At 39.8% G+C, this 20054-nt stretch carries 19 protein-coding genes; 13 read left to right on the top strand and 6 right to left on the bottom strand.

Translation table 11 applies throughout. The annotated features are described in order from the left end of the window. Window positions 1-8: 8 nt before the first annotated feature. Together ACSC9N_RS08490 and ACSC9N_RS08485 are read right to left on the bottom strand one after the other, a co-directional pair. Window positions 9-563 carry a thermonuclease family protein gene (locus ACSC9N_RS08490; protein WP_004979847.1) on the bottom strand — a complete coding sequence of 185 codons (555 nt, stop codon included), beginning with the start codon at window positions 561-563 and terminating at the stop codon, window positions 9-11. A 236-nt stretch (window positions 564-799) separates the two neighbouring features. After that, on the bottom strand, window positions 800-1717 hold the full coding sequence (locus ACSC9N_RS08485) for a LysR family transcriptional regulator (RefSeq protein ID WP_010326629.1): 918 nt from the start codon (window positions 1715-1717) through the stop codon (window positions 800-802). Window positions 1718-1811: 94 nt separating this feature from the next. Here ACSC9N_RS08485 and ACSC9N_RS08480 point away from each other — a divergent pair, with 94 nt between their 5' ends. The 7 genes from ACSC9N_RS08480 to ACSC9N_RS08450 all read left to right on the top strand — a co-directional run bounded on the left by ACSC9N_RS08480 (window position 1812) and on the right by ACSC9N_RS08450 (window position 7713). Further along, window positions 1812-3053 carry an acyl-CoA dehydrogenase family protein gene (locus ACSC9N_RS08480; protein ID WP_010326630.1) on the top strand — a complete coding sequence of 414 codons (1242 nt, stop codon included), beginning with the start codon at window positions 1812-1814 and terminating at the stop codon, window positions 3051-3053. Window positions 3054-3149: 96 nt separating this feature from the next. Beyond that, window positions 3150-4271 (top strand): phosphotransferase family protein, encoded by a 1122-nt coding sequence (locus ACSC9N_RS08475; protein ID WP_439036021.1) that lies wholly within the window; start codon window positions 3150-3152, stop codon window positions 4269-4271. Next, window positions 4268-4966 (top strand): histidine phosphatase family protein, encoded by a 699-nt coding sequence (locus tag ACSC9N_RS08470; RefSeq protein ID WP_010326632.1) that lies wholly within the window; start codon window positions 4268-4270, stop codon window positions 4964-4966. Before ACSC9N_RS08475 ends, ACSC9N_RS08470 begins: the two co-directional genes overlap by 4 nt. A gap of 15 nt (window positions 4967-4981) precedes the next feature. Beyond that, complete coding sequence (locus tag ACSC9N_RS08465; protein WP_005399526.1) at window positions 4982-5725, top strand: SDR family oxidoreductase; 744 nt, start codon at window positions 4982-4984, stop codon at window positions 5723-5725. A gap of 151 nt (window positions 5726-5876) precedes the next feature. After that, the gene (locus ACSC9N_RS08460; protein ID WP_010326633.1) at window positions 5877-6200 is read left to right on the top strand and encodes a pyrimidine/purine nucleoside phosphorylase; all 324 of its coding nucleotides are present in this window, start codon (window positions 5877-5879) and stop codon (window positions 6198-6200) included. Between the two features lie 178 nt (window positions 6201-6378). Further along, the gene (locus ACSC9N_RS08455; RefSeq protein WP_010326634.1) at window positions 6379-7089 is read left to right on the top strand and encodes an SGNH/GDSL hydrolase family protein; all 711 of its coding nucleotides are present in this window, start codon (window positions 6379-6381) and stop codon (window positions 7087-7089) included. Between the two features lie 30 nt (window positions 7090-7119). Beyond that, window positions 7120-7713: a uracil-DNA glycosylase family protein gene (locus ACSC9N_RS08450; protein ID WP_010326635.1), complete on the top strand. Its 594-nt coding sequence runs from the start codon at window positions 7120-7122 to the stop codon at window positions 7711-7713. Window positions 7714-7774: 61 nt separating this feature from the next. Here ACSC9N_RS08450 and ACSC9N_RS08445 read toward each other — a convergent pair whose 3' ends face one another. Both ACSC9N_RS08445 and ACSC9N_RS08440 read right to left on the bottom strand, forming a co-directional pair. Beyond that, window positions 7775-8212 carry a hypothetical protein gene (locus ACSC9N_RS08445; RefSeq protein ID WP_010326636.1) on the bottom strand — a complete coding sequence of 146 codons (438 nt, stop codon included), beginning with the start codon at window positions 8210-8212 and terminating at the stop codon, window positions 7775-7777. 258 nt (window positions 8213-8470) lie between these two features. Beyond that, a complete protein-coding gene (locus ACSC9N_RS08440) occupies window positions 8471-10024 on the bottom strand; it encodes a phospholipase D family protein (RefSeq protein WP_058951999.1) in 1554 nt (517 codons plus the stop codon). A 118-nt stretch (window positions 10025-10142) separates the two neighbouring features. Here ACSC9N_RS08440 and ACSC9N_RS08435 point away from each other — a divergent pair, with 118 nt between their 5' ends. The 3 genes from ACSC9N_RS08435 to ACSC9N_RS08425 all read left to right on the top strand — a co-directional run bounded on the left by ACSC9N_RS08435 (window position 10143) and on the right by ACSC9N_RS08425 (window position 13696). Further along, window positions 10143-11258 (top strand): S-(hydroxymethyl)glutathione dehydrogenase/class III alcohol dehydrogenase, encoded by a 1116-nt coding sequence (locus ACSC9N_RS08435; protein ID WP_010326638.1) that lies wholly within the window; start codon window positions 10143-10145, stop codon window positions 11256-11258. A gap of 227 nt (window positions 11259-11485) precedes the next feature. After that, window positions 11486-12514 carry a flavin reductase family protein gene (locus tag ACSC9N_RS08430; RefSeq protein ID WP_010326639.1) on the top strand — a complete coding sequence of 343 codons (1029 nt, stop codon included), beginning with the start codon at window positions 11486-11488 and terminating at the stop codon, window positions 12512-12514. Window positions 12515-12526: 12 nt separating this feature from the next. Then, window positions 12527-13696, top strand: a complete 1170-nt coding sequence (locus ACSC9N_RS08425; RefSeq protein ID WP_010326640.1) for a fatty acid desaturase family protein — start codon at window positions 12527-12529, stop codon at window positions 13694-13696. Window positions 13697-14143: 447 nt separating this feature from the next. Here ACSC9N_RS08425 and ACSC9N_RS08420 read toward each other — a convergent pair whose 3' ends face one another. Then, window positions 14144-14845 (bottom strand): IS1 family transposase, encoded by a 702-nt coding sequence (locus tag ACSC9N_RS08420; protein ID WP_005005861.1) that lies wholly within the window; start codon window positions 14843-14845, stop codon window positions 14144-14146. Between the two features lie 123 nt (window positions 14846-14968). Here ACSC9N_RS08420 and ACSC9N_RS08415 point away from each other — a divergent pair, with 123 nt between their 5' ends. Continuing rightward, window positions 14969-17068 (top strand): sensor domain-containing protein, encoded by a 2100-nt coding sequence (locus ACSC9N_RS08415; RefSeq protein ID WP_131230358.1) that lies wholly within the window; start codon window positions 14969-14971, stop codon window positions 17066-17068. Window positions 17069-17454: 386 nt separating this feature from the next. Here ACSC9N_RS08415 and ACSC9N_RS08410 read toward each other — a convergent pair whose 3' ends face one another. Beyond that, the gene (locus ACSC9N_RS08410) at window positions 17455-17568 is read right to left on the bottom strand and encodes a hypothetical protein (protein WP_157843581.1); all 114 of its coding nucleotides are present in this window, start codon (window positions 17566-17568) and stop codon (window positions 17455-17457) included. On the opposite strand from ACSC9N_RS08410, the gene ACSC9N_RS08405 reads away from it, so the two are divergent. Beyond that, window positions 17547-18608 carry a 3-deoxy-7-phosphoheptulonate synthase gene (locus tag ACSC9N_RS08405; protein ID WP_010326643.1) on the top strand — a complete coding sequence of 354 codons (1062 nt, stop codon included), beginning with the start codon at window positions 17547-17549 and terminating at the stop codon, window positions 18606-18608. The two genes, ACSC9N_RS08410 and ACSC9N_RS08405, sit on opposite strands and share 22 nt — an antisense overlap. A 239-nt stretch (window positions 18609-18847) precedes the next feature. Then, window positions 18848-20041 (top strand): PilT/PilU family type 4a pilus ATPase, encoded by a 1194-nt coding sequence (locus ACSC9N_RS08400; protein WP_010326644.1) that lies wholly within the window; start codon window positions 18848-18850, stop codon window positions 20039-20041. Window positions 20042-20054 lie beyond the last annotated feature (13 nt).

Below are 20054 nucleotides of genomic sequence, written 5' to 3'. Positions count from 1 at the left end.
CAGGTCGACTACTTCTTCATTTTGCGGTAGTCACTCGGGCGAATAGGGCGGGTGCCGCGCCACAAACCTTTCTTGTGCTTTTTCGCATGACTTTGTAAAGCATTCATATGTTTTAAATGCTTTTTATCCTTAATATAGTCCTCATAGACCCATGCTGCACCACGTTTAACCATCTCCTCATTCATACTTCTCCGAAAACGGTAGATTTCACCTACACAACGACCGTAACGGTCAATGTCTGTAATGCGAACACGAACCACTTTCCGATAAACCATTTTTTTGATTAAGCGTTTGGATTCAGGCCCATAGCTTTGAGTGGACTCAGGCGCATCAATATAGGCAAAGCGTAATTTGGTTTCAGAGCGTCGAAAGTTAAAGCGATAACATGTTAGCGTATCACCATCACTTATAGCCGTAATTCGACACCAATAGGTTTTACCTTTTTTAAAGGGATGGAGAAATTGGCTGAGAGCATTTTGTATTTTATAAAAAGTAAATACCAGTATCAGGCAAAGGACGAAGCCAATACCGATGAGCCAGCTATTGGACAGGTGATCAAACATAGAGGAGAGCAATAGAAAATAAAAATATCAAAAAGACATTGTATGGCAGATACACTATTTAAAATGCTTTAAGTGATACCAAGTGTTTATTTTTCATAAGAAAATAGATGTTTAATTAAACAAGTAAACTGGAACAAATTTTTAACGAAGTAAAAAAGCCAATAACTAGTCGAGTTGCGTGAATTTATAATTTATCTAGCAATAGCCTAAGCGGATTTATGAGATAAAAAAATAGCCTAAGCAAAAATTTTATAAATTTCGTTCCTTAAAAAATGGTGTCTTTTATTTTCAGTTAAATTTTTATGCCAATAAATTCCAATATTCATCTGCGGCAGTTTCACAGGAACATCAAAAATATTGAGTAGAGGGGAAACATGCAAATGGCTCAAAATATTTTGAGGAATCGTTAAAATTGCATTTGGATATTGCTCTAAAATTTGTAGCGCAGTGGAATAGTGCTGACAACGCAAAAAAACCTGCCTAGACAGTTGCTTACGATTTAAATGAACATCTTCAACCAAAACACCAGTTCGCCTTGATGACACACCAATATGCGGTGCAGCCAAATACAATTCAGCATTGATTTGCTGGAGCTGAGTACAAGCCACAAACTGGTCTTTGACCAAGCTCTCAAATTGAATTTTATCGCCAAAGTTTTGTTCCAAATCAATCACAAAATCAATTTGTTGAGAAACTAAATCAGCATCTACTGTTTTACGGTCAAGCTTACTACTCATAAACTGAATACTTAATCCAAGTTTTTGAAAGTGAGCGACTAACTTTGGGAAAACAATCGGTTCTATTTCATCATGAATCGCAATTTTTAGGCTTTGAACCATGTTCGGGTCGAAGCTTTGCTGCTGCATGGAAATACTTTGGATTGCAATTAAAGCATTTTTAATAATCAGATAATTTTGTTCTGCAAAAGGTGTTGGAAGCATTTGGCTGCCAGAGCGAACAAATAAATCATCCTTTAAATGGCTACGTAGACGCTGCAAGGCATGACTGGCAGCAGACTGCGTAATCGACAAGATTTGAGCTGCTTTTGAAATACTTTTTTGCTCATAAATCGCAATAAAAAGTGGGTATAAATTGATATCGATGCGATGAAAAAGTCCCATATCAATGGGTGACTTACTATGAATGTTGTTCATGCTGATCTATAAAATAAAATCATTTTGTTCATATTAGTTTTCAGGTTATGTTGATGTAAAGCGAAAATATCAAAATAGATCGAAGGAAGCAGCCATGTTTGAACTTTCAGCACGTGCTCAAGATTATGTAGAACGTACCAAACAATTTATTCAAAACGAAATTGAGCCGATCGAAACAGACTTTTGGCATGAGGTACATGAACTGAACCAAGGTGGCGACTGGACCAAATGGCAGTGGCCCGCACAACTTGAAACGCTCAAAGCCAAAGCAAAAGCTGCGGGTTTATGGAATATGTTTTTGCCTTGTCCTGAATTGGGTCAAGGTCTATCGGTTCAAGAGTACGCTCATATTGCAGAACTCACAGGTCGAAGTCTTCTTGCGCCGACCGTGTTTAACTGTAATGCGCCTGACAGTGGCAACATGGAGGTATTGTGGCGTTATGGCTCTGAAGCTCAAAAGCAAGAGTGGCTTACGCAGCTTTTGGATGGAAAAATTCGCTCTGTTTTCTGCATGACAGAGCCTGCCGTTGCTTCATCTGATGCGACCAATATGCAAGCAACAGCCGTGATCGAAGGCGATGAAATTGTGTTAAACGGCCGTAAATGGTGGTCTTCAGGCTTAGGCGACCCCAATGCCAAAATTATTATTTTTATGGCACATACACCAGATGAAACGAAAGATCGCCACCATCAACACTCGATGGTTTTAGTGCCTGTTGAAACGGCTGGTGTCAAAATAGAACGAATGTTACCAGTCTTTGGTGACTACGATGCTCCACATGGTCACGGCGAAATTAGCTTTAGTAATGTTCGTGTACCTATTTCTAACTTTATTGGTGGCGCAGGTCAAGGTTTTGAAATTGCCCAAGGTCGTTTAGGGCCAGGTCGTATTCATCACTGTATGCGCTGTATTGGTGCTGCGGAAAAGTCTTTAGAATTGATGATCGATCGTGGTATGAGTCGTACTGCATTTGGCAAAGAAATTTTAAAATTAGGTGGAAACCTAGAGCGCGTGGCTGATGCACGTGTTGCAATTGATCAAGCACGTTTATTAACCTTGTATGCTGCGTATAAAATGGATACTTTAGGGAATATGGCAGCGTTAACCGAAATCTCTGCAATTAAAGTCGTTGCGCCAAGTGTGCTTGAAAAAGTGGTCGATATGGCGATTCAAATTCACGGCGGAGCAGGTGTGTCGCGTGATACACCTTTGACAGGTTTCTTCGCTCAAGCACGTTCACTGCGATTGGCTGATGGGCCAGATGAAGTCCATAAAGGCATGATTGCTAAATTAGAACTGGCAAAACGTGGCTATAGTACGCGTCGTAAAAAATAATAGAGGAGAAGATCATCTCTTTAATTCATTGTTTTGAAATAAAAATAGATGATCTTCTAAGTTATAAAGAAAAGATTGAGAGTTTGGGAAAAAAGAATGTCAGCGATTGATGTAGGTGGAACAGTTCGGGCGGGTGAAGAACTGGATGCTGTAGCCGTAGAAAACTGGCTCAAAGCACAAGGTGTCGATCTACAAGGGCAGGTTGAAGTCACGCAATACTCAGGCGGTGCATCTAACTGGACGTATAGATTGAAATACGACAATGTCGATCTAATTCTACGCCGCCCACCCAAAGGTACCAAAGCTAAATCTGCACATGACATGGCACGTGAATATCATGTGCAAAAGCATTTAACCCCTTTTTATCCTGTACTTCCCGAAATGGTTGCATTGTGTCAGGACGAATCTGTTCTTGGCTGTGACTTCTACGTGATGAAACGTGTAGAAGGCATTATTCCACGTGCCAATTTACCGAGAGAGCTAGATTTTAAAGAAGCCCAAGTTCGTGAGTTGTGTATCAATGTGATTGATAAACTGATCGAACTTCATCAAGTGCCATACCAAGGCACAGAACTTGAGAATCTTGGTAAAGGTGATGGTTACTGCCGTCGTCAAGTGGAAGGTTGGGACGCTCGTTTTGAAAAAGCCAAAACCATTAACGTCCCTTCATTTAAATATGTACGTAAGTGGCTGAAGGATAACATTCCAGAAGACTCAAAAACTTGTGTAATTCATAACGATTGGCGTTTTGATAATGTTATTTTAGATCCGAATCATCCGACACAAATTATTGGTGTCTTGGATTGGGAAATGGCAACGCTTGGTGATCCACTCATGGACTTAGGTTCGGCCTTGGCATATTGGGTTGAAGAGTCGGATAGTGCACTTTTTAAAGCGACACGTCGTCAACCGACAAATCTTAAAGGCATGTTCACACGTAAAGAAGTGGTCGATTATTATTTAGAAAAAACGGGTTTAGACGTCGAGAATTGGACCTTTTACGAAGTCTTTGGCATTTTCCGTTTAGCTGTGATTGCCCAACAAATTTATTATCGCTATCACCATAAACAGACCAATAACCCAGCTTTCAAAGATTTTTGGATTTTGATTCACGCTCTCCATATTCGCGCACTTAAATTGATTAGTTTACAGAAAATTGAAGCCAATGAAGTTGCTCAAAAATACATTATTAAAATGAAGGAAATATTAGGCAAATGACCACTATTTATTTCATTCGCCACGGGCAAGCATCTTTTGGTGCAGAAAGTTATGATCAACTTTCTCCCAATGGTGAACTTCAAGCCAAAATTTTGGGTCAATATTTTGATCAGATCTTAAAAGAAGCGCCTGTGGTGGTGTCAGGCTCCATGCAGCGACATCAGCAAACGGCATGTATTTCTTTGGCTGAATGCTTTCCTGAAGTAGATGTCTTAACAGATTCTGCATGGAATGAGTTCAATCATCAGCAAGTCTTTGCTCATTACGAACCGCGTTTTAACGAGCCACATTTACTAAAAGCCGATGTGGCTAAAGAGTCGAACCCACGTGCATATTTGGCCAAGATATTTGAAGGGGCAATTGAACGATGGACAGGTGGCGACTATCACCATGAGTACGATGAATCATGGCCTGAGTTTAAAAGTCGAATTGAAGTCGCTTTACAAGATTTGTGTGATGAACTGGCTCAAAGCAAACCGCGCTATGCTGTGGTGTTTACTTCAGGTGGTGTAATTTCAGTGGTTGCAGGCAAACTTTTGGGTTTAAGTCCAAATAAAACCTTTGCGCTTAATTGGGCTATTGCCAACAGCAGCATGACCACATTACGACTGGTGGGCAATGAACCGCAGCTTTTAAGTCTGAATGAACATCATTTTATTAAAGCCGAAAACTCAAACTTACTGACATGGATCTAAGGACAGGATTAAGACATGGCTAAAACAATTTTAATTACAGGGGCAAGTTCTGGCATTGGTGCAGGTATGGCACGCGAATTTGCACAAAAAGGCTATAACTTGGCAATTTGTGCAAGACGCTTAGATCGCCTTGAAAGCCTAAAACAGGAACTGGAAAGTAAGTATGGAATAAAAGTTATCCCTAAAGTTTTAGATGTGACCAATTATGATCAAGTATTTGAAGTTTTTCGTGCATTTAAACAAGAGTTTGGTCATTTAGACCGTGTGATTGTAAATGCTGGAATTGGAGATGGACGTCGAATTGGTAAAGGCAGTTTTGCGATTAATAAAGCCACGGTTGAAACCAACTTTATTTCAGCTCTAGCGCAGTGCGAAGCTGCAGTTGAAATTTTCCGTGAGCAAAATGCAGGGCATTTGGTTGTTATCTCGTCTATGAGTGCAGTCCGCGGTATGCCGAAACATTTGACAGCGTATGGTGCAAGTAAAGCGGGTGTTGCACATTTGGCTGAAGGTATTCGTGCAGAACTGCTCAATACCCCAATTAAAGTCACGACTATTTTTCCTGGCTATATTCGTACAGAAATTAATGAGGGTGCCAAACCGCTACCTTTTGAAGTGGATGAAAAAACAGGTTCACGACTGTTGGCCGCAGAAATTGAAAAAGCCCCTGTAAAAGCCTATGTTCCTAAATGGCCGTGGTTACCACTGGGTTTAGCAATGAAAATTTTACCACTGAAATTGGTCAATAAACTGGGTTAATGATTGAAATAAAAAGGCTGTAAATCAGCCTTTTTATTTTTAACTATGCCACTGCCTTCTAAACATATGTTGCTATTTCCAGATTATCATTTGAGTGTATTCATGAGTTGGTCATAAAATCGAGGTAGCATTGAAGAAAAAGGTGATCAAGATGTCCACACAATTCGACTTTGTTTCAGTCAGAAAAAAGCCCAATGTTCATTTTGGTGGGCGCTCAATCAGTCATGTCATTCAATGTGAAGATGGTTCACAAAAGACCCTTGGGGTTATTTTGCCTACAGATCAACCGCTGACGTTTGAAACGCATGTTGCGGAGCATATTGAAATTGTTTCAGGTCAATGCCAAGTTAAAATTGGGCTACAGACTGAAATGACTCTGTATTATGCAGGTGAAAGTTTTGATGTTCCTGCCAACAGCCGCTTTAGTATGATGGCAAGTGAAGTTGTAGATTATATTTGTCACTTAGAAAAATAGCCGAAGACAAAGACTCAAATTGTTAGAATAATATTAAGTCTTATAAATTATTGATTTAATAGGTGTTATGTTATTTACTTTGCAGCAATATTTCTGAAAAATATTTAAGTCTGTGTATCGGTGCAATTCAACGTATACTATTTTCATCTCTCAGTTAGCTTAGACCCAGTCACTGAATATGCGATTAAAAATTTATACCCTGGCTTTGATTCCAGTCATTCTATTTCAAGGTTATGCCGTCAAAAAAAATACACCAAGATTGGCTGAACCCGAAGGAGAGCGCATTGGACAAAAGGGCGTGGGTAAGTCGCTTGCTTTGCTCATTTTGGGGGATTCAGCGGCGGCGGGTGTTGGTGTAAATGTTCAAGATGATGCGTTATTGGGTTCAATTTTAAAAGAACTGTCATCAGAATTTAGTATTCAATTTTATTTACAAGCAACGACAGGCTTCACTACAGATCAAGTCATTCGGTCCATCCAAATGCTTGAGACACAGCATTTTGATGTCATCATTACTTCTGTGGGCGTAAATGACATTACAAAATTCACTTCGCCGCAGGCTTGGATCGCAAAACAGAAGCAGCTTTATCAAATACTCAAAAATAAGTTTAGTCCACAACTAACAATTGCATCTGGTATTCCCCCGATGGATCAGTTTCCTGCACTTCCAAACCCACTTGCATGGTTGTTCGGTCAATATGCTAAAGCGATGAACTTAGAATTAGGTCAATTTGTCGCACAGCAAAATCAGATGGAGTGGATTGAATACGATTTAGAGAAATTTAAAAATCTGAATTTGGATATGGCAGAGGATGGCTTTCACCCGAGCAAAGAAATTTATCAGTATTGGGGTAAACAAGTGACTGAAAAAATACGCCAATCTTTTTAAAATACAATAAAGACAAATTTTTTATAGCTTATGACACATTCAGTTGAAATTGAAAAACATCCACTTAAACCTTTCCTGCCAGCTAATGCCAAATTATTGATGCTGGGCAGCTTTCCACCGCCTAAGGCCCGTTGGAAAATGGACTTTTACTATCCAAACTTTCAAAATGATATGTGGAAAATATTTGGTCTGTGTTTTTTCCAAGATAAAAATTATTTTCTCAATATCGAGCAGAAGACATTTAAAGAACAACAGATCCGTACATTTTTAAATGAACGGGGCATTGCGATTTTTGATACGGCCTATGAAGTGATTCGCCAAAAAGGCAATGCTTCAGATAAGTTTTTGCACATTATTACCCCAACCAATATACAACATTTACTTGAACAAATGCCCGATTGTCATAGTGTGATGACCACTGGCGATAAAGCTACTGATACGCTCATGCTGTCTATGCCTACAGGTACGTTAAAACCACAAATTGGCATGAAGTCCGAGACACATTTTGCTGGACGAGACCTGAGGCTTTATCGGATGCCATCTTCTTCTCGTGCCTATCCTTTGGCTTTAGAGAAAAAAGCTGAGGCTTATCAAAACTTATTTTCTGAAATAGGCTTACTTTAGGTAACTTTTGGGATTATCCACATGACTGAATCTTCCAACCATTCGTAGATAGTGGTCTGCTTTAGTCTTCGTACTCAACATAGTCCCAGAGATTAAGCCGCGCTTTAATCTGTTTACGTAGTTGCGGCAGCATAGGAAATAAGGTTCCATCAATCCAAAGGCTGAGTGCACCTGCCGAAAGTGGTTGTTGCGATTCATCGATCAATTGAGCACCTTTCACCAAAACAAAAGTCTCTTCACTTGCAGCTGTTTCGATCCCTTTAAACTGAACCAAAAGTTCATGGCCTGTATCTTGGATTTGCCACTCCAGTTCAATTTGGATATTTTGATTGGATTTTAAAACGACTTGTCCTTCAACCATGTCATTGTCAACCAAGCAGTCATGTTCAACACGCACTTTACTTAGAAACCATTCTTGTCGGGCAAGATCTTCTAGTGTTTTGTAGGGGGTTAAAATATTGCTGAGATTAAACTGACGACTTAAATCAAAAAATTGCATTACTAAACTTTATAAAGGAGTGATAAAAAAGGAGGGCTGCATGTTAAATCAAAGTGTGTACTGAGTAAAACCTTTCAAGCCCTTGAATGAATTTAGGTATCAGAGCCAATTATTCTGTTCGAGTCTTATATTCAATGGCGTTTATTAAGAGTAGTAATAGCTAAAGCATTTTTAAGCTGAGATTAAAAACAAAACAACTCAGCCTAAACAGAAAGCTATCTTACATTAGCGAGCATGGATAATGTCATCCACCTGTAATTACATCATCCCTTCAATGGGTAGGTATGATACAGCTTTCATCATAAAACGCTGAAATTTTGTGGTTTCAGGTTCTGTTTGATATTCAATGACAGTTCCATCTTTTTGATGTTCAAGCCAAATGATATCGCCTTGAGGGTTAAGCTTTAACTCATATGCAATATGCGGGAGAAATTCATCTAACTTGTGTGAGATTGCATTTTGCAATTGATCTGACTCCACCACTAAGCCCACTTCTGTATTTAAATGGGCTGAGCGCGGGTCAAAGTTAAACGAACCGACAAAGACTTTTCCATCTATATCAAAAAATTTGGCATGGAGCCGTGAGGAACTTCGACCTTTAGCTGGAATCACATGGCCAGTTACCACTTCATACCATGTGTATTTCTCTCGTTCGATATAAGGTTTAAACTCATACAGTTTGACACCATTTTCGAGCAAGCCACGGCGATATTTTTTATAAAATGCATGCACAATGGCAACATCATTAGCCAATAACGAATTGGTTAAGACTCGAATTCGAGTTCCATTTTTTGCCAAATTGGAAAGGTAGTCCGCACCTGCTGTGGTTGGAACAAAATATGCGGAGACCAACTCCATATGCTTTTCAGGCTTGCCCATCAAATCGAACATTTGTTTGACAATGATTTCATCAGGCTTTGCTTCGCCGCGAATTTTATTGGGAGAATCGGCAATGAAATGAGCCTTTGCCCAGTTAACAGGATGTTTAGTTAGCTCTGAATCGACTTGTATCCGAGCCAAATCAATTTTCTGTTCAATCACATTTTTATCTAAGGCATCCGCTTCATAGTGCTGTTTTAATTGAGCCAGTTCTTCTTTTGTTCCACGACCCACTAATTGGGGAATTGTATAACTGAGATCATCATTCCAGAAATTTAGAAATACACTGTTAGCATGTTCTACCGCTTGTCCATAAAACAAAATGTCCAAATCAGTAAATTGGAATTTTTCACTGGCATCAAAGTATTCACTGCTGATGTTACGACCACCAGTTACCGCAATTGCACCATCAGCAATGATCAGTTTGTTATGCATACGATGGTTAATGTGATTGAAGCGGAAAGCATAATCAATCACACGTAAATGGCGGTATTTGTAAGGGTTAAATAATTTGATTTCAAAGTTGGGATGAGCGGCCAACTTTTTGAAGGTTTCATCAAGTGCCGTGCCGTTTTGGTCATCAATTAATAAACGTACTTTCACCCCACGATCCGCAGCATTCAGCAGTTCGTGCAACATCATATGGCCTATAAAGTCATCTCCCCAAATATAGTATTGGACATCTAGACTGTGCTTGGCCTCTCGTATCAAGTGTAAGCGTGAGGCAATGCTCATAAATGCCTCATACAACGCCAAATAAGCCGTAAGTCCCTGTTTTTGCTGTGTAGACGCATCTTGACCATTGAGCCAATGCTCTGCATATACCTCTACAGGGGCTGAAGGCTTAGCCTGATTGGGGGCGAGCTGGCATCCCGCGAGTGTTAAAACGGTGCTAAGCAAAATCAGCGGTCGACAATGAGTTAGTATCGCCATATTTCTTTTAAAGACCTAATTTTTATAAGTTATATATTTCACATGTTATAGGTTGAAACAGAGAATAAAAAGCGGTTACTGTAGCGCATCTGTTAAAGACCTGTTAAGGATAGCGAAAATGAAATCACGTGCAGCTGTTGCCTTTGGACCTGGACAACCTCTGGAAATTGTAGAAATTGATGTCGCTCCACCACAAAAAGGTGAAGTTTTAGTCAAGATTACCCATACAGGTGTATGCCATACCGACGCATTTACTTTATCTGGTGATGATCCTGAAGGTGTTTTTCCAGCAGTTTTAGGCCATGAAGGTGCGGGTATCGTAGTTCAGGTCGGTGAAGGTGTAACCAGCGTTCAGCCGGGTGATCATGTTATTCCACTGTATACGGCTGAGTGTGGCGAGTGTTTATTCTGCCAGTCAGGCAAGACCAATCTATGTGTTGCAGTCCGTGCGACGCAGGGCAAAGGTCTGATGCCAGATGGTACAACGCGTTTTTCTTATAATGGACAACCGATATATCACTACATGGGCTGTTCAACCTTTTCTGAATATACCGTTGTTGCAGAAGTGTCTTTGGCTAAAATCAATCCAGATGCTAACCCTGAACACGTCTGCCTATTGGGTTGCGGCGTGACCACTGGTTTAGGTGCAGTCAAAAATACAGCCAAAGTACAAGAGGGTGATACCGTTGCAGTCTTTGGTTTAGGTGGTATTGGTCTAGCAGTTGTACAAGGTGCAAAAAAAGCCAAAGCCAGCCGTATTATTGCGGTTGATACGAACCCTGACAAATATAAATTAGCAGCAGAATTCGGAGCAACTGATTTTGTAAACCCTAAGGATCATGACCGTCCTGTACAAGAAGTCATTGTTGAAATGACTGGTTGGGGAGTTGATCACTCATTTGAATGTATTGGTAACACTAATGTCATGCGCTCAGCACTTGAATGTGCACACCGTGGTTGGGGCCAGTCTGTGATTATTGGCGTGGCGGGTGCAGGCCAAGAGATTTCAACACGTCCATTCCAACTGGTCACTGGCCGTACCTGGAAAGGGACGGCTTTTGGTGGTGTAAAAGGTCGTTCACAACTGCCAGGTATGGTTGAAGAAGCCATGACTGGTGACATTCGTTTAGAGCCATTTGTTACGCATACTATGGGTCTCGACAAAATCAATGAAGCCTTTGACTTAATGCATGATGGAAAATCAATCCGTACGGTGATTCATTTTGAAGACTAATTCGCTGTAAGATGTTTAAAAAACCAAGCTGCGGCTTGGTTTTTTTGTTTTTGATTAGAAGAAAAGTGAATTGGCAAAACTGTTCATGTTGTTAGACAAAAATGATAAAAAATGTCAATTCGTTAGATTTTGTCCTTTTATGACATAGTCGAAAATAGGTTCTCACCTTATCTTGATGTCTCAATAATGCACACTTGTATAAAAATAAACTAAAGCAGAGGGTGACTATGGGAAAGCATGTTGAATACCGTCCTGAATGGGTACGTGAAGATTTCATCGATTTTCTGGCTGAAAAAGTAAATCCGCTATGGGCATGGAAAAAAGCCAAAGCGCGGATTGTTGCAAAGCATCACTTGTCAGATGACTTTGTGTACATGCAGTTACAGCCAAATCATCATTTTAAAGCAACCGACTATCACGCTGGGCAAAGTATCTTAGTGACAGTACTCATTGCTGGTGTACGTTGGCAGCGCAGCTATTCGATTGTCGAGATTTTAGAAAATGGCAATCTTGTGATTGCTGTCAAACAACAGGGCAAAGTCTCAAATGCACTCACTCAACAGCCTGTAAAAAGTGTAGTTGAAATTTCCCAAACGCAAGGTGAATTTGTTTTAAAAAGTCAGCTTCACTCTGCATTGATGATTGCCTCGGGGAGTGGTATTACCGCAATTTACGCATTGATTAAGGCTGCATTAAAACAACCACAAACAGTTTCCTATATCGATTTAATTTACTTTACGCGGGATGATGCCTTTCATGCAGAACTGCAACAACTTACTGAACATTATCCGCAGTTTAAATTCCATCATGTAAATACCTTGCTGGATAAACAACATCTGAGCCTAGACTTGCTTAGCCAAAAGGTGGAAGGTTTTGAACAACGTGAATGCTATGCCTGTGGTGCTGCCAATATGATGCAAAGCCTGACAGAAATTTATCAGGCTTTAGACTTAGTTGACCATCTGCATACCGAATACTTTCAAATTGTTGTCGATCATACTCAGAGCGCTCAAGTGGTCACGTTTCAACGTTCGCAGCAACAGTTTCAAGCCCAAAGCAATTTATTAGACAGTGCAGAACAAGCGGGTTTACGTCCCGCACATGGCTGTCGTATGGGCATTTGTAATACTTGTTCATGTACAAAAGTTCAGGGCGTGGTGCGGAATCTGCTCACAGGCGAGCTTGATCAAAACAATAACACACAAATTAAATTATGTATTTCACAGGCGGTTAGTCCTGTTGTGATCAACCTTTAAGAAGGTATAGATATGAATCTTCCCGTTTATTTTAGTGAAAGCAGTAAATCCAAATATTTAAGTCCTGCACAAATCGAAGAGTTTGGTGTGAAAGTTGAAGCGATCCGTCGTGAAGTGATGGAAAATCTCAATGAAAAAGATGCTGAGTATATTTACAAAATCCGAAATTTTGTGCGTTATAGCGAAATAAGCGCACGTGCAATGCTCATGTTTGCAGGATGGCTGCCTCCAGTATGGCTTTTGGGCACAGGTTTATTGGGGGTATCTAAAATCGTAGAAAATATGGAACTTGGGCATAATGTCATGCATGGTCAGTTTGATTGGTTGAATGACCCGAGTCTCAATGGCACAAATTATGACTGGGATACTATAGCCACAGGCCCCGACTGGAAACATACGCATAATTATATCCATCATACCTACACCAATATTGTTGGTATGGACCATGATGTCGGCTATGGCTTAGTCCGTGTGAGCGATGCACAGGTCTGGGAACCGCGCTTTTTGTTGAATCTACCTTTAGCTGCACAATTGATGGTGTTTTTTGAATGGTATGTAGGTATACAAAATCTGCATATAGAGGATGTGGTCGCCTATAAAACAAAAACTTGGCGCGAAGTTTGGGCAGAGTCATATGATTTTAGACAGAAAATGAAACGCCAAGTGATTAAGGACTATGTCTTTTTCCCCATCATTGCTGGGCCAAATGCACTGCCAGTCTTTGCAGGTAATGCAGTAGCCAATGTTATTCGTAGTTTATGGGCATCCGCGGTGATTTTTAATGGTCACTTTACCGAAGACGCTGAAAACTTTGAAATGGACAATATCGACAATGAAACACGGGCCGAGTGGTATCTGCGTCAAATTCGAGGCTCAAGTAATTTTAGTGGGACACAGGGCTTGCATATATTAAGCGGGAACTTGAGTCATCAAATCGAACATCATCTTTTCCCATACATGCCTGCCAATCGCTACGCACAAGTCGCACCCAAAATTAAAGCACTGTGTGCAGAGTATGGGATTCATTACAATGAAGCGAGCTTTATCAAACAGTTTTCATCTGTTTGGGTGAAATTGGCTAAATACTCACTGCCAAATGAATGTTATGAAAAAAGTGACCCTACACAGTCTTTTCTGAAACACAATCTGAGTTTATTGAAGAAAAGAATCTTTAAATCATAGCTCACAAGCATGTACTAGAGCAGAAACTTTATTGGATAATATTGACCCATTAGGTTTCTGCTTTTTTTGCACAAAAGTAGGGCGTAAAACCCCTCTATATGATGTCTTTGTGTAAGTCGGATTAAATTTAATCATTATGTGAATAGTCGGTATTTACTTAAAATAAATTATTGTTAATATTAGTTTTTCACTGAAAGTTGTTTAGCTTTTCGGTGTTGCTCAAATGAATGCTCATTTGCTATTGAAAACGGCTCTCAGTTATTTGTCTAATTTGTGTAATAGTTGCAATTTTTCATTGGTATACGCTTATATAAGTTGTATATGATGCATATTGTGATGGTAATCACGCAGTGTCATTATACTTATATTTACTTTTTTGTTTTTTCATTGTTTTTCATGACTTTGCTTGATTTCTTTTTTGGTGGTGTTTTAAAAAGTATGCTGACATTAAATGAAGCCATTATTGATGTAAAAGAAGGTTAAGTCGAAGGCTTTAAAATGGTTTTCAAGCTTTTTGGAGAAATTGCAACTTCTTCTAAAACCACGCCTTATTCGATGCCTTATTTTGCAATTATTACCTTCAATTCCTACAGTAAACAACTTACCAATACTTTGCTTGCAGTTTTTAAAAGCAGTGATGAAACTGTCCCAATGATCACTTGCAATTCGGGTGTAGTGAATACCTAATTGTTTAAGCTTTGTCTTCAACCTTTGGACTGTAGCTAAATCTCTCTTACCCCAAACATAAGCAACAATCTCACCTGTTTCTCGATGGTAGGCGTAAATAAGCCATTGTTTATTATTTTTATTTCCAACAAAAGTCCAGAATTCATCTACTTCGAGAGATTCATAATGACTTTGTTTAGGCTGAATTTGATAGGCCGATTCAGTTAAAGTCCGTAAGACTTTACCGATACTAATGCGCTCAACTTCAGCGATATCTCGTATACCGCTGCCTCTGACCATTAACTGTAATATTTTACGAGTAATGCCAGAATTACATCCTAGATAGCTCAGAGCATGGTCACCAATAAACTGACGTTTGCAGTCTTTGCATTGGTAGTTTTGTTTCCCATCTACTTTGATGCCATTTTTCTTTATACTGTCACTGAGGCAGGTTGGACATTTGATTTCTAGAGTTATTTGCATTTCTCTATTTTATCAAAATTCAACCTGCTTTTTTTTAGCATACTTTTTGATACACCACCTCTTTTTTAAACAATATGTCTGGTTATGGACTAAACCAGCAAGTTTAAGTTGCAGATAATTATTATGTCTCGAACCCATTCACAGCCTAAGAATAAATCTAAAAATATTGCTTATGATCAACGGGCAGGAAAGAGTTCTGCTTCAAAAAAAAACCATCATCTGATTGATATTATTCCTCAGCTTTTTTGGATTCATAATGACCTCTGCAAATATATAAATTTATCCTTACGTCAGTATGTCGGAGGAATGGATTTATCCGCAGATAGCTTCAATTTGGTCGAATATATTCATCCAGAAGATGTACTAGCATTAGATGAATTTTTGCATCAACCGATAATTGCCGAGCTCACATTTGAAAAAACCTGTAGGATTCGTAATCGTCAGGGCCAGTATCATTGGTTCTTAGTCCAAGGTGAAATGGATCGCTCTACCGCTGGATTTCAACTGAGTTGCACTGATATTCATCAGGGCATGAAAATTTATATTGAGTCTTTGGCGCTGTTACGTGCCCATTCGGATATGTTAAATGCCAGCGTAGACTGCATTATTGTAGTTGAGCCAGATGGTATGGTCACACATATGAATAAGTCGGCATGTGTCATGTTATTGGGAAGTGCAGATGTTAAGGACTTTGGTATGTCTTGGGTCGAACTTTTGCCTCCTGCGGCGCGTAAAAAAGCCAAAAAAGCATTGTATGATGCAGGCCAAGGCCAAATTTCCCGTTTTAATGGCATGAGTTTATCGGATGGTAAAGTTTATTATTGGGATAATGTTCTGACACCTGTACTTGATGTTGACGGAAAGACCCAGAGTATTTTATGTGTTTCACGTGATATCACGCTGCAATATCTCACCGAACAAAAATTAAAACAAGGCAGTGAACGTGATGAGTTAACCGGTTTAAATAACCGACGTGCGTTTAAAGAAAAAATCAGAAAACTGTATAGCAGTGCACGTGATAAAAAACAAAAGTTAGCCGTCATGTTGATGGATTTAGATCACTTTAAAACCATCAATGACACACTGGGTTATACGGCAGGTGACCACCTTTTAAGAATTTTATCGAAACGTTTAAAACAAATTTTAGAAGGACGTGCTTTCTTGGCACGTCTTGGTGGGGATGAGTTTGGTGTGATTATTCCGAATGTGCAGGATATCGGTGAGCTCAATCAAATTGCCCAGCAGATTTTGCAACAACTCGAGATTCCCATCACATTTTCGGGGAACTACATCAATGGTGGTATGAGCATTGGATGTGGCCTCTATCCAGATGATGCCAATGACCTCAGTGAGTTACTCAAATGTGCCGACACAGCACTTAATGATGTTAAAGCACAAGGCCGTGGCGGTATGCGCATGTTTGATCAGGATATGTTTAATGCAGTACGGGAACAATCTGAACAACTGAATTGTGCGCACCAAATTATTCGTAATGTTGCCATCGAGGCTTTCTTTCAACCGAAGGTCTGTTTAGATTCAGAACGAATTATTGGTTATGAAGCGCTATTACGCTGGCGTGATGATCAGAATAACATTCAAAGCCCTGCACGAATCGCAGCAGCTTTTAATGATTATGAGTTATCCAGCCGTATTGGTGAGATTATGCAGCATCAGGTTTTCAAGCAGATTACTGAATGGTGGGCAAAAGGCTTACACATTGTACCCATTTCAATTAATGCAGCACCTGTTGAGTTTATGCGTGATAATTTTGCGGAGATCTTTTTAAAACGTCTCAAATCCTACCGCATACCCTCAAAATTTGTTGAAATTGAGGTTACTGAATATCATTTGGCTGAACGCGGCTATGAATATGTGGTTCGTGCTTTAAAAAAACTCAAAGCAAATGGTGTGCGAATAGCACTGGATGATTTTGGTACGGGGCATTCTTCTCTTACTCATTTGCGCGATTATCCTGTTGATATTATTAAAGTTGACTGCTCTTTTGTACAACGCTTAAGTGATGATAAATCGATTTATGCCATTGTCGAAGGGTTAGCCAAACTCGGCCCGATTTTATCAATGGATATCGTTGCCGAAGGCATTGAAACCGAAACACAATTGCAGCTGTTAAGAGATATGGGCTGTCGTATTGGGCAAGGTTATCTGTTTAGTCCACCTGTTTGTGCTCAGCAGGCAGAAATGCAGTTGCTAAAACTACACTAGGCTTCATAGCGACTGTTCTCATGAACTCAAACATGATAGGCCATTAAGTTAAAGGCAAAGGCTTAAACGGAATAGAACAGAATTTTTTGTATAAAAAAGTGTTGTAAAAGCAAAAAAATCAGCGTATTTTAAATTTCAGATAACATATTTTTTGAAGATATAAAAATGTTAAAGCAACCTGTAATCTCTAACGCAAATTATTACTTCTGGCAATTTAGATAATTGCCTGAACGCGTTCGGGCATCAAGAGGTTGCCCACCTAGTTAATACCTGATCGGCAACCCTGGTCAGGTTTTTTTATATCTGCTGTTTTAATAAATTTTGGAGTACTTCATGAAAACAACTAACTATTCATACTTTAGCAACTTTTATTGGTTTTACTTTAGTCAATTTATGACTTTAGCCCAGCAATCCATTAGACCCATAACGCTCAAATAAAAGATCGGACTGAACACCACAGTCCAAAGGATACAAACCAATGAATGCTCTAAATACTGCACTACAAAGTACTCAAACGACAGTTCAAGAAACACTTTTAAGTTTGCCGCAGCAACTCAAAGCGCAGTTGCCACTTTCAACGCCATTAAAACTACAAATTGCTGAACAGCGTCAAACCATTCAAAATATATTAGAAGGCAAAGACCATCGTTTAATGGTCATTACAGGCCCGTGTTCCATTCACGACCCTATTGCGGTTTTAGAATACGCTGAAAAGTTAAAACAATTACAAACCAAAGTTTCAGATCAGATTTTCTTCGTAATGCGTGCCTATATTGAAAAACCACGGACTACGGTGGGCTGGAAAGGTTTTTTATACGATCCTTTACTTGATGGATCTTCCAATATGCAGTTGGGATTAGAGCAGTCTCGAGCATTGTATTTAGCGATTATTGAAATGGGTTTGCCGATTGCTACAGAAATTTTAAGCCCGATGGCGACTGCTTATTTCGACGATCTGTTGGCATGGGGAGCTATTGGTGCGCGTACCAGCGAGTCGCAGATTCATCGTGAAATTTCGAGTCATATGCCGTTTAGCATTGGTTTCAAAAATGGCACAGATGGTTCAATTCAAATTGCTCTGGATGCGATTCAGTCTGCATCAAACCCTCACCAGTTCATGGGAATTGGGCAGCAAGGCATGGCATGTATGCTTCAGTCCCAAGGAAATCCGAAGCCACACTTGATTTTACGTGGTGCAAACTCGGGGCCTAACTATGCTTTAGCCGATATTCGTCATATGCAAGATAAAGTCAAAGATGAATTACCTGCTTTGGTGATTGACTGTAGTCATGGTAACAGTAGTAAAAATCCACTCAATCAACCTAATGTATTGCGTAGCATTGTTGCAGAACGTACGCAAAGCAATGTGTGTGGTGTCATGCTTGAAAGTCATTTGGTTGATGGTAATCAGAAAATTTCAGATGACATGGTCTATGGTCAGTCTGTTACGGATGGCTGTTTAGGCTGGGAAAAAACCGAGCAAGTACTTTTAGAGGTTGCCGACACATTACGCAGCCACGCTGTTCAACGTAGTGCTTAATCAACGCAGCCAAAAAGACCTTTCATTGAAAGGTCTTTTTTTTGTGATGTAGTTCAATAAATGAAGATAATAAATTGAAAAATAAGCTAAAAATTATTTATCAAACGATAAATTAGGTTGAGCTAGAGCAGAAACTTATGCAAAATCAGAAGCCTGAAAGAACACGATAAAAAATTGTATTTTGAAGAAAAGAAATGCTTTTTAAAGTCAGCTATTTGCACTAATTTTTAGAGAACACTATGTATTCTGCAGAACTTTTAGAAGAAGCCCGTCGGATGATGTTTCACATGCTCAGCAAAGTGGTTGAGTATGGTGGTTCAGACTTATTTATATCTGCAGACTTTCCGCCAAGTATTAAGCATCAGGGCCTCATGAAGCCATTGGGTCAACAAAATTTGCCATCTGATCAGACCAAACTCTTTGCTTATAGTTTAATGAACGAAAAGCAACGATTGGAGTTCGAAACCGAGCTTGAGTGTAATTTTGCAATTAACGTTCCCAATGTTTCGCGTTTTCGTGTCAATGTTTTTCAGCAGCAACTGCATGTGGGGATGGTGATTCGTACGATTACTGCGGAAATTCCTAACTTCACTAAGTTACAACTTCCAACGTCTTTAAAAGACGTAATTATGGAAAAACGTGGTTTGGTCCTCGTTGTCGGTGGTACAGGGTCGGGTAAATCGACGTCTTTAGCAGCCATGATTGATCATCGAAATGAAAACTCGGCAGGGCACATTATTACAGTTGAAGACCCTGTGGAGTATGTACACAAGCATAAGAAATCGATGATTACTCATCGGGAAGTGGGTGTGGACTGTCATTCTTGGCACAATGCTTTGAAAAATACTCTGCGCCAAGCGCCCGATGTCATTTTAATTGGTGAGATTCGTGACACGGAGACGATGGAACATGCCATAGCTTTTGCGGAAACAGGCCACTTATGCCTGGGGACACTGCATGCCAATAATGCAAATCAGGCTTTAGATCGAATTATTAACTTTTTCCCAGACGAACGTCGCAATCAACTTTTGATGGACTTATCTTCCAATATGAAGGCGATTATTTCACAGCGTCTGGTGCGAACTGAAGATGGGCGTGGCCGCCGAGCAGCAGTGGAAATCATGCTCAATACACCGTTGATGTCAGACTTGATACTTAAAGGGAATTTCCACGAACTCAAAGAAGTGATGTCGAAATCACGAGAGTTAGGCATGCAGACTTTTGATCAGGCTTTGTTTGATTTATACAATCAAGGTGCAATCGCTTATGAAGAAGCACTACGAAATGCAGACTCGGTCAATGAATTACGTCTACAGATTAAATTAAAGAGTAGTCGTGCCAACCCGCAGTTAAACTCAAATAGTGCTTTGTCTTTTGATCAAGCGGTTGCTGAAAAAGCCAAAGACGCTGAAGAAGAGAAGGCCGACGCCTAATTTTCTGAGTCCG

The organism is Acinetobacter sp. PC34, assembly GCF_051789135.1.
GTDB classification, from domain to species: domain Bacteria; phylum Pseudomonadota; class Gammaproteobacteria; order Pseudomonadales; family Moraxellaceae; genus Acinetobacter; species Acinetobacter johnsonii.
This window is presented reverse-complemented; position numbering and strand designations above follow the sequence as displayed.

Excerpts from the sequence above, each read along its gene's own strand:
- ACSC9N_RS08490 (WP_004979847.1), bottom strand. The coding sequence starts at position 563 with ATGTTTGATCACCTGTCCAATAGCTGGCTCATCGGTATTGGCTTCGTC.
- ACSC9N_RS08485 (WP_010326629.1), bottom strand. The coding sequence starts at position 1,717 with ATGAACAACATTCATAGTAAGTCACCCATTGATATGGGACTTTTTCAT.
- ACSC9N_RS08480 (WP_010326630.1), top strand. The coding sequence starts at position 1,812 with ATGTTTGAACTTTCAGCACGTGCTCAAGATTATGTAGAACGTACCAAA.
- ACSC9N_RS08475 (WP_439036021.1), top strand. The coding sequence starts at position 3,150 with ATGTCAGCGATTGATGTAGGTGGAACAGTTCGGGCGGGTGAAGAACTG.
- ACSC9N_RS08470 (WP_010326632.1), top strand. The coding sequence starts at position 4,268 with ATGACCACTATTTATTTCATTCGCCACGGGCAAGCATCTTTTGGTGCA.
- ACSC9N_RS08465 (WP_005399526.1), top strand. The coding sequence starts at position 4,982 with ATGGCTAAAACAATTTTAATTACAGGGGCAAGTTCTGGCATTGGTGCA.
- ACSC9N_RS08460 (WP_010326633.1), top strand. The coding sequence starts at position 5,877 with ATGTCCACACAATTCGACTTTGTTTCAGTCAGAAAAAAGCCCAATGTT.
- ACSC9N_RS08455 (WP_010326634.1), top strand. The coding sequence starts at position 6,379 with ATGCGATTAAAAATTTATACCCTGGCTTTGATTCCAGTCATTCTATTT.
- ACSC9N_RS08450 (WP_010326635.1), top strand. The coding sequence starts at position 7,120 with ATGACACATTCAGTTGAAATTGAAAAACATCCACTTAAACCTTTCCTG.
- ACSC9N_RS08445 (WP_010326636.1), bottom strand. The coding sequence starts at position 8,212 with ATGCAATTTTTTGATTTAAGTCGTCAGTTTAATCTCAGCAATATTTTA.
- ACSC9N_RS08440 (WP_058951999.1), bottom strand. The coding sequence starts at position 10,024 with ATGGCGATACTAACTCATTGTCGACCGCTGATTTTGCTTAGCACCGTT.
- ACSC9N_RS08435 (WP_010326638.1), top strand. The coding sequence starts at position 10,143 with ATGAAATCACGTGCAGCTGTTGCCTTTGGACCTGGACAACCTCTGGAA.
- ACSC9N_RS08430 (WP_010326639.1), top strand. The coding sequence starts at position 11,486 with ATGGGAAAGCATGTTGAATACCGTCCTGAATGGGTACGTGAAGATTTC.
- ACSC9N_RS08425 (WP_010326640.1), top strand. The coding sequence starts at position 12,527 with ATGAATCTTCCCGTTTATTTTAGTGAAAGCAGTAAATCCAAATATTTA.
- ACSC9N_RS08420 (WP_005005861.1), bottom strand. The coding sequence starts at position 14,845 with ATGCAAATAACTCTAGAAATCAAATGTCCAACCTGCCTCAGTGACAGT.
- ACSC9N_RS08415 (WP_131230358.1), top strand. The coding sequence starts at position 14,969 with ATGTCTCGAACCCATTCACAGCCTAAGAATAAATCTAAAAATATTGCT.
- ACSC9N_RS08405 (WP_010326643.1), top strand. The coding sequence starts at position 17,547 with ATGAATGCTCTAAATACTGCACTACAAAGTACTCAAACGACAGTTCAA.
- ACSC9N_RS08400 (WP_010326644.1), top strand. The coding sequence starts at position 18,848 with ATGTATTCTGCAGAACTTTTAGAAGAAGCCCGTCGGATGATGTTTCAC.